At 66.1% G+C, this 16,035-nt stretch carries 15 protein-coding genes and 1 tRNA gene; 10 read left to right on the forward strand and 6 right to left on the reverse strand.

The window, feature by feature from the left end; all coding sequences use genetic code 11:
- Positions 1-43 precede the first annotated feature (43 nt).
- Positions 44-1,816, forward strand: coding sequence for an ABC transporter substrate-binding protein (locus tag IE158_RS03405; RefSeq protein WP_189642269.1), 1,773 nt, complete (start codon positions 44-46; stop codon positions 1,814-1,816).
- A 137-nt stretch (positions 1,817-1,953) separates the two neighbouring features.
- On the opposite strand, the gene IE158_RS03410 is transcribed toward IE158_RS03405, so the two are convergent.
- Positions 1,954-3,069, reverse strand: coding sequence for an NADH:flavin oxidoreductase/NADH oxidase (locus IE158_RS03410; protein ID WP_189642270.1), 1,116 nt, complete (start codon positions 3,067-3,069; stop codon positions 1,954-1,956).
- A gap of 79 nt (positions 3,070-3,148) precedes the next feature.
- Here IE158_RS03410 and IE158_RS03415 point away from each other — a divergent pair, with 79 nt between their 5' ends.
- Complete coding sequence (locus tag IE158_RS03415; RefSeq protein ID WP_189642271.1) at positions 3,149-3,949, forward strand: nitroreductase family protein; 801 nt, start codon at positions 3,149-3,151, stop codon at positions 3,947-3,949.
- Here IE158_RS03415 and IE158_RS03420 read toward each other — a convergent pair.
- The 4 genes from IE158_RS03420 to IE158_RS03435 all read right to left on the reverse strand — a co-directional run bounded on the left by IE158_RS03420 (position 3,924) and on the right by IE158_RS03435 (position 7,413).
- Positions 3,924-4,520 (reverse strand): 2'-5' RNA ligase family protein, encoded by a 597-nt coding sequence (locus IE158_RS03420; RefSeq protein ID WP_189642272.1) that lies wholly within the window; start codon positions 4,518-4,520, stop codon positions 3,924-3,926. The genes IE158_RS03415 and IE158_RS03420 overlap by 26 nt on opposite strands.
- Before the next feature lie 3 nt (positions 4,521-4,523).
- Positions 4,524-5,630 carry a tRNA preQ1(34) S-adenosylmethionine ribosyltransferase-isomerase QueA gene (queA, locus tag IE158_RS03425; RefSeq protein ID WP_189642273.1) on the reverse strand — a complete coding sequence of 369 codons (1,107 nt, stop codon included), beginning with the start codon at positions 5,628-5,630 and terminating at the stop codon, positions 4,524-4,526.
- The gene (locus tag IE158_RS03430; protein WP_189642274.1) at positions 5,627-6,187 is read right to left on the reverse strand and encodes a LabA-like NYN domain-containing protein; all 561 of its coding nucleotides are present in this window, start codon (positions 6,185-6,187) and stop codon (positions 5,627-5,629) included. Before IE158_RS03430 ends, queA begins: the two co-directional genes overlap by 4 nt.
- A 194-nt stretch (positions 6,188-6,381) precedes the next feature.
- The gene (locus IE158_RS03435) at positions 6,382-7,413 is read right to left on the reverse strand and encodes an alpha/beta fold hydrolase (protein ID WP_189642275.1); all 1,032 of its coding nucleotides are present in this window, start codon (positions 7,411-7,413) and stop codon (positions 6,382-6,384) included.
- Between the two features lie 59 nt (positions 7,414-7,472).
- Between IE158_RS03435 and IE158_RS03440 the strand changes: the two genes are divergently transcribed.
- The 5 genes from IE158_RS03440 to IE158_RS03460 all read left to right on the forward strand — a co-directional run bounded on the left by IE158_RS03440 (position 7,473) and on the right by IE158_RS03460 (position 10,710).
- Positions 7,473-8,042 carry a PadR family transcriptional regulator gene (locus tag IE158_RS03440; protein ID WP_189642276.1) on the forward strand — a complete coding sequence of 190 codons (570 nt, stop codon included), beginning with the start codon at positions 7,473-7,475 and terminating at the stop codon, positions 8,040-8,042.
- 28 nt (positions 8,043-8,070) lie between these two features.
- Positions 8,071-9,453, forward strand: coding sequence for a dipeptidase (locus IE158_RS03445; RefSeq protein WP_189642277.1), 1,383 nt, complete (start codon positions 8,071-8,073; stop codon positions 9,451-9,453).
- Positions 9,450-10,058 (forward strand): phosphoribosylglycinamide formyltransferase, encoded by a 609-nt coding sequence (purN, locus tag IE158_RS03450; RefSeq protein WP_189642278.1) that lies wholly within the window; start codon positions 9,450-9,452, stop codon positions 10,056-10,058. The genes IE158_RS03445 and purN overlap by 4 nt, the downstream gene beginning before the upstream one ends.
- Before the next feature lie 18 nt (positions 10,059-10,076).
- Positions 10,077-10,607, forward strand: coding sequence for a DUF402 domain-containing protein (locus IE158_RS03455; protein WP_189642279.1), 531 nt, complete (start codon positions 10,077-10,079; stop codon positions 10,605-10,607).
- 13 nt (positions 10,608-10,620) lie between these two features.
- Positions 10,621-10,710 (forward strand) — tRNA-Ser (locus IE158_RS03460).
- 225 nt (positions 10,711-10,935) lie between these two features.
- Here the strand turns inward: IE158_RS03460 and IE158_RS03465 are convergent.
- Entirely contained in the window at positions 10,936-12,162 is a 1,227-nt protein-coding gene (locus IE158_RS03465) for an MFS transporter (RefSeq protein WP_373295819.1), read from the reverse strand.
- A gap of 146 nt (positions 12,163-12,308) precedes the next feature.
- Between IE158_RS03465 and IE158_RS03470 the strand changes: the two genes are divergently transcribed.
- The 3 genes from IE158_RS03470 (at position 12,309) to IE158_RS03480 (ending at position 16,029) form a co-directional block, all read left to right on the forward strand.
- Positions 12,309-13,925, forward strand: coding sequence for an META domain-containing protein (locus IE158_RS03470; RefSeq protein WP_189642280.1), 1,617 nt, complete (start codon positions 12,309-12,311; stop codon positions 13,923-13,925).
- Between the two features lie 103 nt (positions 13,926-14,028).
- Positions 14,029-14,688 (forward strand): FmdE family protein, encoded by a 660-nt coding sequence (locus tag IE158_RS03475; RefSeq protein ID WP_189642281.1) that lies wholly within the window; start codon positions 14,029-14,031, stop codon positions 14,686-14,688.
- 60 nt (positions 14,689-14,748) lie between these two features.
- Positions 14,749-16,029, forward strand: coding sequence for a S1C family serine protease (locus tag IE158_RS03480; protein WP_189642282.1), 1,281 nt, complete (start codon positions 14,749-14,751; stop codon positions 16,027-16,029).
- Positions 16,030-16,035 lie beyond the last annotated feature (6 nt).

Here is a 16,035-nt window from a genome sequence, read left to right on the forward strand (position 1 = left end):
GGCAGTATGCGCCGGGACAAAAGGTGGTAAAAAGTCCCAAGCGATGGCCCATTTGTCCTCTTTTCTGCCTGTCTGGCTTTGGCCTACGCCTGATTGGCAGTGGCTCTCTCTGCGTGAGGCGTTGGTGCGTGAGCAGAGCGATGAATTGCAGCTGCGCGTGCGAATGGCCGACGTCGCTGCGCTTTGGGGATGCAGCCCCAAAACAGCGCGCCGCACCTTGCAGCGGTGGCAGGCGCAGGGCCGCTGCCGGTACGAAGCTGGGCAGGGACGCGGGCAGTGGTCGCGGCTCACCTTTGCTGAGTTGGCCGAACCGCAGGTGCGTGCTCTGGCGGCAGCGCTGGCGGGCGCAGGGCGGCTGGATGAATGGAGCCGGCTCAATACGCTGGGGTTTCCCGCTCCCTGGACCCGTCCGCCGGAAGTGCAGCGGCTGTTCGGGCTGCACCACGGTGAAGAGGGTCAGGACCGTCTGCGCTTGCTGGTCACCCGCCCCCTGACCAGTCTGAACCCGCTGAACAGCTGGGTCACGCTGGAGTCCTGGCTGCTGCATCAGGTGTTTGATGGGCTGACGGCGCAGTCTCCCGAATCAGGGCCACCGCGTCCGGCCCTGGCCCACCACTGGGCGGCAGACGCGGTGGGCCTGACCTGGCACTTTTATCTGCGGAAAGGTGTGCGGTTTCATCACGGCGAGCGCCTGACGGCTGAGCATGTGATCAGGACGCTGGAACGCGTCCAGGCGCATGCGGCGTGGAGCCTGCCCAGTCTGCGTGAGGCACTGGCGCTGGATGACTACACTGTGCAGCTGCGCTTGGCTGCTCCTGACCCGCTGCTGCCGCGCCGCATGGCCCAAACGCCGCTGCTGATCCAGCCGCATGAGCCGGTGTCTGCGCCCCCAGCAGGCGGACTGCCAGAGCTGAGCGGCACCGGAGCTTTCCGCTGTCAGGCCTTTACAGGTGGCCTCCGGTTGCAGGCGTTTGACGACCACTGGGCAGGCCGCCCCCTGCTGGATGAGGCGGAGTTCTACTTTGCGCCGCCGTCAGCGCGGGGTGGCCGCATGGAACTGCGGGGGGCCGACCCCGCTGCCGCGCAGCCGCATCTGGCGGTAGAGAAGGGCGTACAGTTTCTGATTTGGAACAGTCGCAGGCCCGCTGCACATGAGCTGGCCCTGCGGCAAGCCGTCGCCGAATTGCATGACATCCGCGCCTTCTGGTCGGAGATGGGCTGGCCTGCTCAGCCCCTGGCGAGTAGCTTTTATCCAGAGTTTTCCGCCCAGCGGCCTGCACCTGTGCGCTCCTTACAGCGGGCGCGGGCCTGGCTGGAAAGGGTGCCGCGCCCGCTTCCTCCACTGACGCTCTATGCCCTCCCATTCCCGGACGCCTGGGCCGAGGCGCAGTGGCTGGTGGCACGGGCGCAGTCGCTGGGGCTGGAGATTCAGGTCAGGCGCTTGCGGCTGGAAGATGACTGCGAGCTGGAAAGTCAGGCGGACCTCGTCCTGATGGGAGAGGTTGGCGGGGCAGATACCGGGCTGTCATTCTGGACGGCGCTGCACTCGCCCAAGTTACTCTTTCGCCGTTTGCTGCCCCCTGGGCTCCTGCGTGAAGTGGAGCACATCCTTGGGGGGGTGGGTCAACCGGAAGCGGACGAACCCGCCCTGATTGCGGCGGCAGAGCGGGCCCTACAAGTTTCGGGTTGGGTGAATCTGACGCATCACCGGGTCAAGGAAGTGAGCCTCAGCGCGGGCTTGAGCGGCGTGGCCCCCGACCTTTACGGGCGCGTAGGACTCAGGGGATTATGGGTCAACCGCTGGCCCGTGAAGTAGTTCAGGGTCGCCTCTTTCCTTTAGCTCGAAGGTCCAGACTCTACGCGCCTGTGCTTTGGGGGCTGCGCTGATGCACCGTGAAGGTGGCTGGTATCTGGGCAGGTAGGGCCAATGGGCAGGTAGGGCCAAAAGACGCCCTACCACCCCGCCCGTGCATAAGGCTGCGGCAATGCCGGGACCATGCCGAACTCGCGGGCTGCCCGCTGCGGCCAGTGGGGGTCGCGCAGCAGGGCGCGGCCCAGCGCCACCCAGTCGGCCATGCCTTCTTGCAGCACCTGCTCGGCCTGCATCGGCGTCTCAATCAGGCCCACGGTCATCACCTCCAGCTCGGGCGCGGCCTGCTTGATGGCCTGCGCAAACGGCACCTGATACAGCGGCTCTACGGCAATGCTCTGCCGGGGGTCCAGGCCGCCGCTGCTCACGTCCAGCACGTCTACGCCCTCAAAGCGCAGGATTTTGGCCAGCTCGGTAGACTGTGCGAGGTCCCAGCCGCCTTCCACCCAGTCGGTGGCGCTGATCCGGACCAGCAGTGGCAGGTGCTCTGGCCACACTTCACGCACCGCCCGGACCACGTTCAGCAGCAAGCGGGTGCGGTTCTCGAAGCTGCCGCCGTACTCGTCGGTGCGGGCGTTGCTGAGCGGCGACAGGAACTGGTGGAGCAGGTAGCCGTGCGCCGCATGGATTTCCACCGCGTCAAATCCGGCCACCTCGGCGCGGCGGGCCGCAGCCGCGAAGGCGGCGGGCGTAGCGGCAATTTCTTCAGGGGTCATCTCGCGGGGCTGCGGGTAGTGCTCGCTGTAGGCAGCGGCGCTGGGCGCAATCACCTGCCAGCCTCCCCGCTCCTCCGACACGGCCCCCTGCCCGTCGCCGGGGCGGTGGGTGGACGCCTTGCGCCCGGCATGGGCCAACTGCACACCGATTTTGGCTCCGTGGCGGTGCGCGAAATCGGTGATGTGGCCCAGCGGCAAGGTCTGGTCGTCGGACCACAGACCCAGGTCGTAGGCGCTGATGCGGCCTTCTGGGCTGACGGCGGTGGCCTCCAGCAGAATCAGGCCTGCGCCACCCAGCGCGAACGAGCCGTAGTGAACAAGGTGAAAGTCGTTTGCCAGTCCATTTTGGGCCTGGTACATGCACATGGGCGAGACAGCAATGCGGTTGGCCAGGTCCAGGCTTTTCATGCGGGCGCTCTGGAGCAGCGTAGGCGTCACCACCGGGTCTTCGGAGCGGTGCTGGGGATGGGTGGGAATCGTCATGGCGTTCAGTCTAGGGTGGGGGGCAAGCGTGACAAAACTGAGCATTTTAGGAATGCCTTGTGGCTTATGCTGTCGCCCTATGTCAGAGCTTTCCGTGTCAGACCCCCAGGCCGCCGCTGGCCGCCAGCAAAGCGCCGAGCAGGTGCGTGAGTTCTTCGCCGGGCACCGCACCGTGCGCCAGTACCGCACCGAGGCGGGCCAGCCCATTCCTCTGCCCCAGGAGCACTTGGACGCCGTGCTGTACGCGGCGCAGCGTGCCCCCACCCACTCCACTTCGCAGCTGTACTCCATCGTGCAGCTTGTAGACCCTGGCGTGCGTGCCCGCATGGCGGAGCTGACCGGCAACGCGCACATCGCTGCGGCGGGCGCGGCCTTCGTGCTGTGCGCCGACATCCACCGCACCGCACAGATTCTGCGGCTGGACGGGGTAGAGCCCGGAGCCTGGCCCGACGTGGCCAATCATTTCGCGGTGGGTGACGCCGTGATGGCCGGCCAGAACCTGCTGACCGCTGCCGAAATGCTGGGCTACCAGGGCTGCTGGATTGGCGGCGTGCTGAACCACTTGAGCGAAATCGTGGAGCTGCTGGACCTGCCTGCTGGCGTGCTGCCGTTCTCGGCGCTCACGGTGGGTCTGAGTGCCGAAGACACTCCCTACCGCCCCCGCTTGGAGCGAGACACGGTGGTGCACCAGGACCGCTACCGCCAGCCGGACGAGGCCGAACTGCGCCGCAACATTGAGCAGATGAATCCCATCGCGGCGCGGGGCGGCCAGCCGGGCGACTGGGCGCGCCTGCTCAAGATGTACTGGGGCGCGGGCGGTGCGATGGAGGCGCGCGAAGCTGGCCTGAGCACAGTCAAGGAGCGTCAGGGCCTGAAGTAGCTGTGTCTGGGGCTGTGGCAAGAGAGTGGTCCGGGGCAGCCCCCGCCAGCGGCCAGCACTCCTGCACGGCATAAGCCCCGCCCGGCCCTGGTTTGCGCAGCAGCGCAAGGTGGTCGGCAGTCCAGCTGAGGCCGGGCAAGTCCGCCAGTTCGGCCTCAGCGGCGGCGCGTAGTCGGGGCAGGTCCACGCCTCGCCGCCCCAACGCCAGCGAGAGGTGCGGCTGCATGGCGGCCCCCTCATATCCGAAGCGCCCACTGGGCCGGACCGCGTCCAACAGGGCCAGATGCAGCGCTACAGCACCGGGACTCCTCACCGGGAGGTAGAGGGCCTGCCCGCGTGGAAAAAGCTCCGGACCGCCGAAAGTAAGCATGACCGGCGCACTCTGGGCCGCCACCGCCTGAGCTGCTGGTATCCAGCTCCGCTCTAGTCCCAGTCCGCTGCGGGCCTTGACGGTGATATGTGGTGTGGCGGCAGCGTCCCGTACGCCGTGCTGCTCTCGCCACACTTGCACCCGCTCGGTCACGTCCGGCGGGGGCAGCAGCGCCAGCAGGAAGCTGGGGCCATCGCTCACCGCTTAGTCCTGCGGGCGGCTGGCGTTTTGCAGCAGCATGGCGTCACCCAGCGAATAGAAGCGGTAGCCCTCATCCAGCGCCGCCGCGTAGGCCGCCTGGATGCGCTCTATCCCTGCGAACGCCGCCACGAGCAGCATCAGGGTGGACCCCGGCAGGTGCAGGTTGGTGATCAGCAGGTCCGGCACCTGCACCTGCTGGCCCGGCGTGATGAAAATCCGGGTGTCGCCTTCGCCGCTCTGTACCTCGCCGCGCTCATCCACGCTGCTTTCCAGTGCCCGCACGGTGGTCGTGCCCACCGCCACGACCCGCCGCCCTTCATTCCGGGCCGCATTGATCGCCGCTGCCGTCTCGGGGGAGATGTGATACCTCTCGGCGTGCATGACGTGTTCGGACACCGCGCCCTGAATCGGCTTGAAGGTGCCGGCCCCGACGTGCAGCGTGATGGCATGTTGCTCTACACCCATCTGCTGCAAAGTGGCCAGCAGCTCTGGCGTGAAGTGCAGCCCGGCGGTGGGGGCCGCCACCGAGCCGTTCTCGCGGGCGTACACCGTCTGGTAGCGCTCACGCCAGACCGTATCGTCTTCGCCTGCCTGGATATAAGGCGGCAGCGGCAGCCGCCCGATATCGTCCAGATAGGGTTTGATGTCGTGGTCAAAGCGCAGCAGCCGCGCCCCATCCTCCTGCACGCCCACCACTTCGGCGCGGTGCTGCACGCCGCCGGGTGCCCCCAGCCACAGCTCGTTCCCGGCGCGGCGGGCGGGCTTCAGGTAGGCGCTCCACACGTTATTTTCTTCTTCGCGCAGCAGCAGCACTTCTATCTGCCCGCCGCCCAGGCCATTCACCACTGGCTTGTAGGCCAGCACGCGGGCGGGAATCACCCGGCTCTGATTAAAGACCAGCACGTCTCCTGCCCGCAGCAGCCCCGGCAAGTCGCGGAAAATGTGGTGCTGCACGGCTCCGGCAGGCGGCACTCCCATCAGCCGCGCAGCGTCACGCGGCTCGGCCCCGGTCTGGGCGATACGGTCTGGCGGCAGCTCGAAGTGCAGGGCGGCCAGCGCGTCGTCAGGGTTCTGGCTGCTGGGGCTCCCGCTGCTGGCGTGCTGGCTCATTCTTCCTCGGCACCTGCGTCGGGCGTTTCGGCCTTGCGGCGAGCGGGCATCAGTGCGCCGCTCAGGTCGGGCAGGTGGGTGAATTTGTCGGCGGCGTCAATCAGCTTCTGGGCGGTGTGTTCGCGGAAGGCCAGCACCTCGACCCGCTTGCCGCGCTCCTGAAGCACCTCCACGATGTCGGTAAAGTCGCCGTCGCCGCTGCCCAGCACCACGATGTCCAGGTGATCCATCAGCCGCACCATGTCGGCCACCATGCCCATGTCCCAGTTGCCTTCATAGATGGGCCGCCCGGAGTCGTTCGTAAAGTGCAGGGTCAGGTTCATGCGCCGCACTTTGTAGCCCAGCGTGGACAGCTTGTAGATAAAAGGCCGGGCGGTGCTTTCGTTCTCGCGCTCCACCGTGTAGGCGATGGCGTGAACCAGCTCGCGGCCATCTGCGCCAGCATGCAGCAGTGTCTCAAAATTCACGGTGCGCTCCAGCAGGTCGCGGGCCGAGTGATAGAGGTTCTGGGTGTCAATAAAAATGCCCACGCGGGGCTTTGGGGTAATGAACTGCATTGTCGGTTCTCCTGTTGTGGGGTGACCGGCCTAAAAATGAAAAAATGGGGCCAGCTCAGCGCTCAGCCTAGCGCATCTGCCGCTGTGGGCGCAGAGCAGAAGCGGAAAACATGCAAAGGAAGACACTCCTCGCCGGAGTGGGCGGGGATGTCTTCATAGCAGTTGGCGTGCTGCTCCTGTGGGCTGCTCCGGCCTTAGCGGGCCTGACGCCACAGGTCCCCGAGCACCTGCTGGACAGCGGCGGTCTGCTCCCACTGCGGCAGGCCATCGGTGCCCGCAATCCGCACGGCGGCCACGTTGCGCTTGGCGGCGAACTCCGGCAGACGGTCAAAGGAGACAAAGGCATCTTGGTCGTACAGCACAGCGGTCGGTACGGTCAGGCGGCTGTAGATCGAGTCATAGGCGTCCGGGGTGAAGAGGGTGCCACTCACGAAGTACAGCGGAGCATGTACCGCGCCGGGCTGACGGCTGGTTTCCCAGGCGTACTGCACCACTTCTTCGGGCACGGGGCCACGGAAGCTCTTGCCCAGGAAATACTGAATGCTGGGACGGCTGCGAATCAGGCCATAAAGTGGGCCTTCAAAGCGGCTGAGACGCTCGTAGGTCTGTTCGGAGCGCCCGTCTTCGCGTGATTCCTGGCTGCCGCCGCGTGACTTGCCCAGGCCGCTGGGGCTGAGCAGGGCCAGGCTGCGGATGCGCGGTTCTTCCAGCGCGGCGCGGGCGGCGAACTCGCTGCCCAGCGACAAGGCCACCACGTCCACGTCGCTGTCAAGTTGGTCCACCAGGGCCAGCAGCGCCTGGGTCATCAGCTCGGCGCTGTAGCGGGTGTCGGGGCGGTCACTCTGGCCGAAGCCGGGCCATTCCAGCGAGTACACCGGGCGCTTGCCAGCGTAGGCGTCCCACAGCGGCTTCATCTCGTAGGAGCTGGCAGCGGCGTTGACCGAGTGCGTAAGTACCAGTGGGCGGCCCTCGCCGCTGTCGCTGGCGTAATAGCGCACCGTGCCGAAGCCAGGCAGCTCCAGCGAGCGCAGTTCACCGCCTACAGCGGGGCGTAGGCTGGCAGCGGCCTGCAGTGCTTGGGCTTGGGCAGTCTGAGCCTGGCTGGCTGTGGGCGCACGGGTCACCTGCACCGACTGGGCGGCAGCACTGCCGAGCAGCGCCAGGGCCAGCACGGCGGGAACAATATTCAGCAGCTTTTCATTGGCTTTCTTTTCTCTACGGTTCATTACAGACCTCCTGTAGTCAAAACCATATTAGTCAGTTCTGACTATTCTAGAATGAGTGGGTGACCAAGCTTTCTTCAGACCGGCTGCCGGATGACGAGCGGACCCTGCTGCTGCTGGGGCTGCTGACCGAACAGGACCGGCACGGCTACGAGATTAATGACTTTATTGAGCGCAATCTGGAAGCGGTGATTCGGCTCAAAAAGGCCACGGCCTATCAGTTGCTGGCCCGGCTGGAGGAGCATGGCCTGATTGAGAGCCGCGCTGAGGCTCAGGGCCAGCGCCCCACGCGGCGGGTCTTCCGGCTGACCGAAGCGGGCCGGGCACACTTCCAGCACCTGCTGTTGGGGCACCTCCCCCGCACCGAAGCGCTGATCCCCGAAGGCAACGTGCCGGTAATGTTCTCTGAGCATCTGCCCCCGGCAGTGGTGCTGGCGGCGCTGCGTGAGCGGCTGGCGGGGGCAGAAGAGCAGCTGGCAGCGGCGCAGGCGGCGTCGGAACGTTCGCCCTGTACGTCCAGCGTTGGGCTGGCACTGGAGCGCATCCTGTGGCTGTCCCGCGCAGACCGCGACTGGCTGCGGGCGGCGGTGGCGCGGCTAGAACGAGAGCTGGACACAGCGGCGGTGCGCTGAGCCGGATGAGGCCGTTATGATGGCCCTCATGACACAACCAAGCTCCGCCGACCTTGCCGCCCTGCTGGACCGTGACTCGGCCCAGGCTGAACTGTTCGACCTGCTGCGAATTCCTTCGGTCAGCTCCGACTCTGGCCGCAAAGAGGCGATGGGCCGCACCGCCGAGTACCTGCGGGCCAAGCTGGCGGCCCTGGGCTTTAGCGCCCGCGTGGACGAGACGCCAGGGCACCCCGTGGTGTACGCCGAGCGCCTGGACGCCCCTGGCAAGCCCACGGTGCTGGTGTACGGCCACTACGACGTGCAGCCCGAAGACCCGGTGGAGGAGTGGGTCAGCCCGCCCTTTGAGCCAGAGGTGCGTGAAGGCCGCATCTACGCACGCGGGGCCACCGATGACAAGGGCCAGGCCTACGCCCACGTGCGCGGCGCAGAACTGCTGCTCGCGCAGGGCGACTTGCCGGTCAACCTTAAGTTCCTGCTGGAAGGCGAGGAAGAAATCGGCAGCCCCAACCTGGAGCCCTACCTGGAAGCCCACCGGGACGAGTTGGGGTGCGATGTGATCGTGATCTCTGACGGCAGCCGCTTTGCGAAGGACGTGCCCACTGTGACCTACGGCCTGCGCGGGATTGCCTATGTGGACGTGTTGGTCCAGGGTGCGGCCCGCGACCTGCACTCCGGGTCGTACGGCGGCGCGGCGCCCAACCCCATCAATGCGCTGTGTGAAATCATCGCCCAGCTCAAGGACGAACAGGGCCGCATCACCATTCCCGGCTTCTACGACTCGGTAGAGCCCCTGACCGAAGAGGAACGTCAGATGTGGGCCGAGCTGCCACACTCGGACGAGGAATTTGCTGGCAGCATCGGTGCGTCGGCGCTGCCCGGTGAAGAGGGCTACAGCACGCTTGAGCGCATCTGGGGTCGGCCCACGCTGGACGTGAACGGCATCTGGGGCGGGTTTCAGGGCGAGGGCAGCAAGACCGTGATCGCCGCCAAGGCCGGAGCCAAAGTGTCGTGCCGCCTGGTGCCTGGTCAGGACCCGGACGACATCCTGCGCCGCATGCAGGAGTACATCCCCACGCTGGCCCCCGCAGGCGTCCAGGTAGAAGTGCGGGCCTCGCACGGCGGGCAGCCGGTCAAGTTTGACCTGGGCAGCCCCTTTATCAAAGCCGCTGACCGCGCCCTAGAGCGCGTCTATGGCCGCCCCGCCGCCTTTGGCCGTACCGGGGGCAGCATTCCCATCGTGGCCGACTTTGCCCGCATTCTGGGGGCGCCGGTGCTGCTGGTGGACCTGGGCGTGAACGAGGACGGCCTGCACAGTCCCAACGAGAGCTTCTCGCAAGAAGACTACTTTAACGGCATCCTGACCAGTGCCTATCTGATGCAGGAAATCGCCGCAGCGGGCAAAAGCGAGTGAGCGAGCAGGAGCGGGGCGGGCTGCCGCGCCTGGGCTTCTTGGCCTCGCATGGCGGCAGCGGGGCGCGGGCCATCGCTCAGGCGTGTGCGGCGGGTGAGCTGTCTGCGCTGCCGGTGGCGCTGGCCAGCAACAATAGCGCGTCATCGGCCCTGGCCTGGGCGCGGGCTGAGGGGCTGGCCGCCGCGCACCTCAGCAGCGCCCGCTTCCCGGACCCGGCGGCACTGGACCGGGCTGTCCTGGCCTTTTTGCAGGAGCAGCGGGTGGATGTGCTGGTGCTGAGCGGCTATATGAAGGTGCTGGGACCGCAGGTGCTGGCGGCTTACGAGGGCCGCGTCCTGAACATTCACCCCAGTTTGCTCCCTCTTCACGGTGGGCCTGGTATGTATGGGGACCGGGTTCACGCCGCTGTCATCGCGGCGGGCGAGCGCGAATCAGGGGCCACGGTTCACCTCGTTACGGCTGGAGTGGACGAAGGCCCTGTACTGGCACAGAGCCGGGTGCCGGTGCTGCTCACCGATTCGGTTGAGGGGCTGCGTGCCCGCGTGCAGGCCACCGAAGGGCCGCTTTATGTGCGGGCGCTGCGGGAGTTTCTATCTGCGCCATAAGCTCCATGACCTTCGCGAGTGGACGGGAGCGCTGACCTATACGCAGCACCTCGTCCATTTGGCCCCTTCCTGATGGTGGATTTCACCGCTCACCGCGTCCGGCAGCCGCTCACCGTGGATTTCGGCGGCGAAGCGCTGCGGCTCTTTGACCACGGCTGGCGCTGGATTTGGGCGCATCCGTTAGAGGCTCCGCCGGGAGTGGTCGGCGATGCCCTGACGGTGCTCTTGGACGCGGCGGGGCAACCGCTGGAGCTGTACGTGGACATTCACCAGAGCGGCGGCTGGGATGAGGCCGCTGGCCTGCCCTGGATAGATGACCTGTATTTGGATGTCGCGGGGCTGTTCGGCCCTGGCTGGCAACCCCGGCATTTGCTGCTGCTGGATGAAGACGAGCTGGCAGGCGCGGTGGCGCGGGGTGAACTGACAGGGGCGCAGTCGGCGGCCATTGGCCGTCAGGCGGACCGGGTGACAGGAGCACTGAAGGCTGGAAATTACGGTCCTTTGTGCGCGGTGCAGGACTATTTGCAATCCGGGGCAGCTTTGAGCTAAGCTGCTTGCCGCTGGATCGGTGTCCGAGTGGTTGAAGGAGCACGCCTGGAAAGCGTGTATAGGGGCAACTCTATCGAGGGTTCGAATCCCTCCCGTTCCGCCAAAAGCCAGACAGAAAGCCGTGGCCGCCCTGAGAGGGGCGGTTTTCTGCTGCGTCTGAGAGCATGGAAAGAAAACGCCGCAAAGAAGGCACTGAAGATAAGGCGCTGAAAAAAGGGGGTCCAACACTTCCCCCTGAATGGCGCGGCGACAACATGCCCTGCACAGCGGAGGTGTGCTCAGAGGTGCTGCGGAAGTCATATTACCTGGAGGACTATGGCCCTGGCCTCTATTTGGGAGAGTCCTGCGGACCGTGGACCGCCTGCACGCGCCACGCGCTCCACAGCGGCAGCAGCGCCAGCACGCCAGCGGCAGCGGCCAATGCGGGGAATCCGGCCCGCGCCATCAGCAGGCCGCCCAGCAGGGTGCCCAGCGCCGAGGCGGCAAAAGCCAGCGAGTCGCTGGGGCCCTGCGCCGCTGGAAAGCGGGCCAGCACCTTGGATGAGGTGAGCGAAATCAGGTTCCAGCCCAGGCCCAGCACGAACATGCTGAGCAGCAGCCCGGCGTGACTGCCCGACACCGAAGTGGCCGCAGCCAGCACGAGCAGCGCCCCACCCGTCACAAAGCCGAAGCGCAGGCCCAGGCGGTCAATCAAGGGGCCAGTCAGCAGACCGAAGGCGAACATGCCCGCGATATGGCCCGAAATCAGCTCCGCGATAGAGCCGTGGTCTAGCCCCATGTGGTGGGCCCGCAGTGGAGTCAGGCTCATGAGCGTGACCATGATGGCCTGCGCGGCAGCAAAGGCAGCGGCGGTACTCTTGACGCCGGGCACGGCCAGGGCGGCGGCCAGTGAGGGGCTGGCGGGGGCAGTCTCACTGGCCGGTGCGGCAGCCGGGGACAGCTGTCGCACCGGCTGCCACATGGCAATCAGGCCAGCGGCCAGGCCCAGCAAGCCTGCCCCCACCAGCCAGCCGGTGATTTCCTCGCCGGTGCCCAGCCGCTGGCCCAGGGCGGTGATCTGCGACCCAAAGCCGGTCATGACCCATGAGCCCAGCACGCTCATCAGCATCAGGATGCCCAGCGCCAGGCCGCGCACTGCCCTAGGCACGCTTTCGGCGGCGGCGTAGCGGGCCTGCTGAAAGCCGCCCTGCGCTGCCCCTAGCGTGGCTGCACCCACCAGAAATAGGGGTGTCAGGCCCTGGCGGGCACCCAGAAAGCCCAGTACCCCGCCCACTGTGCCCAGGACAAACGCGCTCGCCAGCCCCAGCCGCCGGCCCCGGCGCAGCATCAGCGCGCCGAAGAAGGCCGCTGACAGCGCCGCCGACACGCTGATCAGGGTGGCGGGCAGGCCACTGAGGTGCTCACTGCCCAGGTTCGACATCACCAGCGAGGCCAGAATGGTGCTGACCGTGGTGGCCCCAGTCGCCAGCGCCTGTGACAGATACAGCGGCCACAGCTGCGCGGCCAGGCGGGCAAAGTTAGGGGGGGCGGAGACAGGCGCAGAGGAGATGCTCACGCTGTCAATATGCCACCCCCGGATAGGGCATCTCCTGATAGGGCATACCCTGACAGCTCTGCCCCACGCCGTGTTATAGGGCTATGGGCCAGTTCCGTCACCCGGCAGTCACCTTACAGTCAGCGGCGGGTGATAGAACGCAGACTATGGACAAGCAAAAGAAACTGAACCATGTCCGATTCAACCTGGGCGGGCTACGCTGCGGGCTGCTGAGCGTGGCCCTGCTGGGTCTGGGAACGGCTGCTGCCCAGACGGCCCCCGCTTCCCTGGCCGGTGAATGGACCGTGGTAGGCCCGGACAGTCTTCTGGGCAAAGGAAATGCTGCCCCGTCCTTGACGCTGGATGGTCGCTCCGACCTGAGCGGCTTTGCGGGCTGCAATCGGCTCAGCGGGCGCTACGCTGCACGCGGCAGTGTCTTTCTTACTTCGGGGCTGGCCGTGACCCGGATGGCCTGTGACCCTCAGGCCATGCAGCTGGAAAGTGCCGTTTTGGACCGCTTGAACCGCGTGAACCGCTTTTCTCTGGACGGCGAGCTGCTCACCCTGAAAGGCAGCCAGGGTGACTTGTTGCTGCGCCGCTCTGGCCCGGCTTTGAATCTGGGGACGTCCCTAACTCCCGCCCCACAGGAGCCTTCCATGACCTTGCCGCCTTCTTCCGATCCTGCAACTCCCGCTGCTCTCAGTGCTGTTACGGGCGCTTGGCAGGTACGTTCGCTGACCGTGGGTGGGCAGTCGGTGCCGGTCCGTCCTGAGGCAGCCGTAGACCTGAAGCTGACCGGCGAAAAGCTGGAACTGTCAGGCACATTGGGCTGCAACCGGCTGCGGTCCACTGGACAGATGCAGCCGCAGACACCGGGCAGTGACTCGCCCGAGTGGCGCTTTATAGGGGTAGGTACGACCCGCATGGCCTGCGAGCCCGAACTGATGGCCGCTGAAACCCAACTGACCGAGTTTCTGCTGGGGGCGCTGCGCCTGGACCTGTCCGGTGACACACTCACCCTGCGCTCAGCGGGTGGCGAATTGGTGTTGGAACGTGCGGTGCCGCAGGCTGCGGCCGAGTGGGCTTCCAGCTACCAAGCAACGCAGCTGCGACTGGATGGGCAGGATGTGTCCTTGACTCTGCCCGTGACCTTCAGCTTCGAGCCTCAGGCGGACGGCACTCTGCAACTGAGCGGTGACGCCGGGTGCAACCGGCTGTTTGCCAGCGGTCAACCTTGGGAAGGCGGCTGGGCTTTCGATGGGCTAGGAGCCACCTTGATGGCCTGCCCCGATATGAGCGCCGAAAGCAGCGTGGGTGCGCTGCTGGGCGAATCCTTCAAGCTGTTCCGTGAAGGAAATACCCTGGCCCTGCGCTCGGAACGCGGCGAGTTGCAGTTGGCTCCGGCTTCTGAAGCCACTCAGCCCGCGCCTGCTGTGCAGCCAGCAGGTCAGTACACCCTGACCGAACTGCGCCGGGATGGACAGACGCTGGACCTGTCCGCTTTTGACCGTCCCGTGATCCTCAACTTTGCGCAAGATGCCCAGGGACAGCACACGCTGGGCGGCTCGGACGGCTGCAACACTTTTGGTGGCAGCTACGAGTGGGTGGCTGGTGGTGGGCTGCGCCTGCCGGAGCCTCCCCTGGGCACGTTGATGTTCTGCCCCAGCCTGGACACCATGCCCAGCCTGAGCGCCGCCCTGGCCGACTCGCCTGATATCACGCTGACGGGCGACCGCCTGACCCTGCGTCACGGCGATACCGAGTGGGTGTTCCAGCAGGACTGAGGCGGATTCCTCACACTCAAGTAGCGCTGAGCCGCCCTCTCCGGCCTTCTGAGCGGGGAGCGCGGCCCATTTGCCACCCAGCCAATGCTCTAGGCTGAAGCTTATGGCTGTTTCCGGCCCTGCCTCCTCCGCTCCTGTTCTTTCCAGTCCTGCCTTACCAGGCCAGCTGGCGCTGCCGACTGACCCGCCCGACCCGGCAGCGCTGGACACGGCCCTCGCAGGCAGTAGTGCGCTGCATGGACACCTGTGTCCCCGGCAGATTCTGGGCGCGCGCTCGGCGTTGCTGGCGGGGGCGCTGCTGGACCTGGACCTGCCGCGCACCGACAAGCGGCTGCTGGTGCTGGCCGAAACCGACGGCTGTTACGCCGATGGCCTTTCGGCGGCCAGTGGCTGCTGGCTGGGCCGGCGTACCCTGCGGCTGATGGACTATGGCCGGGTGGCGGCCACGTTTGTGGATACCCGCAGCGGGCGGGCCGTGCGCGTCTGGCCGCAGACCGACCTGCGTGAGCGGGTGCGCGCGGGCAAGCCAGAGGACCAAAAGCGTTATCAGGCGTATCTGGACGCTTACCGGGTCTGGCCTGACGCCGAGCTGCTCACGGCGCGGGAAGTGACGCTTCAATTTGACCTGGACGGCTTGCTGAGCCGTCACGGACAGCGTGCGGTGTGCAGCAGCTGTGGCGAGGAAATCATCAATGAGCGCTGGGTTCGCCGGGGCGAGCGGGTACTGTGTCCGGCCTGCCTTTCGGGCGCTTATTACGTGTAGGAGTAGCGTCTGGGAGCTGCCTTTAACCGAGTTGTAACTCCCTAAGCGCAGCATGGCCCCATGAATAGAGTCCTTCCTGCCCTGGGAATCACGGCGCTGCTGGCTGCTGGTGCTTACGGGGGCTATCAGTTTTCCGAACTGCGTGGCGAGCCAGCCCACGTGGTGCAGCTTGACCCTGCCGCCGACGCCGCTTCGGGTGTGACCACCGCCACTACGGCCCAGACCGCCTCCACGGGAACTGCACAGAATGCGCCCGTCCTGGCTGCCGAAACCAGCGCCCGCACCGAATCCGAGCAGAACACCGCCAGCGTGGTCAAATCCAGCTCCGACGGCTTGGTCTTTATCGAAACCACCAGCACGGTGCAGCCCAACTTGCAGCAGCAGATGCTGGAGCAGCTGTTTGGCGGGCAGGGTCAGGGTCAGCTGGCCCCGCAGCAAGCCCAGGGCCTGGGCAGCGGCTTTTTTGTGACCGAAAGCGGCGATATTCTCACCAACTACCACGTGGTGCAGGACGCCGACCAGATCACTGTGCGCCTGCACAACGACGCACGCTCTTATCCGGCGGAAGTGGTGGGCACGGCCCCTGACTATGACCTGGCCCTGATTCGCGCCAAGGAGCTGCCCAAAGACGAAATCCGCGCCCTGCCGCTGGGTGATGACAAAACGCTGGAAGTGGGCCTCAAGGCGATTGCGCTCGGTGCGCCGTTTGGACTGGATTTCAGCGTGTCGGAAGGCATCATCTCCAGCTTGGAACGCGAAGCGCCGGTGGGCGTGGGCGATGTCTTGCAGCCCGTGATCCAGACTGACGCTGCCATCAACCCCGGCAACTCCGGCGGCCCGCTGCTCAACTCGGCGGGGCAGGTGGTGGGCGTGAATACCCAAATTCTGACCGGCGGCATTGGCCAGAGCGCGGGTGTGGGCTTTGCCATTCCGGTCAGCACGGTCAAGCAATTGCTGCCCCAGCTGCAAAGCGGCGAGGAAATCAGGACGCCGGTCATGGGGATTTCTATGCTTGACCTGAGCAGTGCCAACCCTGAGATGCGCAAAGAGGCGGGCCTGCCCGAAACTGGTGTGCTGGTGACGCGGGTGTTTCCCAGCAGTCCTGCGGCGGCAGCTGGCCTCAAAGCCGCCGAAGCCGTGCGGCGTGATGACGGCAGCGTGATTCCCAATAGCGACGCCGACGTGATTACCGCTGTGGATGGACGGCAGGTCGAAAGCGCGGAAGATATCCGCACCGCCATGATTGGCAAGCAGGTGGGCGACTCCGTCCAGCTGACGGTCCAGCGCGGCAAGGAAACTTCGGAGCTGACCATCAAGCTGACTGACTTCCGCTTTGATTGAGCTTTG

It is taken from the genome of Deinococcus piscis, from assembly GCF_014653275.1.
Lineage (GTDB): Bacteria > Deinococcota > Deinococci > Deinococcales > Deinococcaceae > Deinococcus > Deinococcus piscis.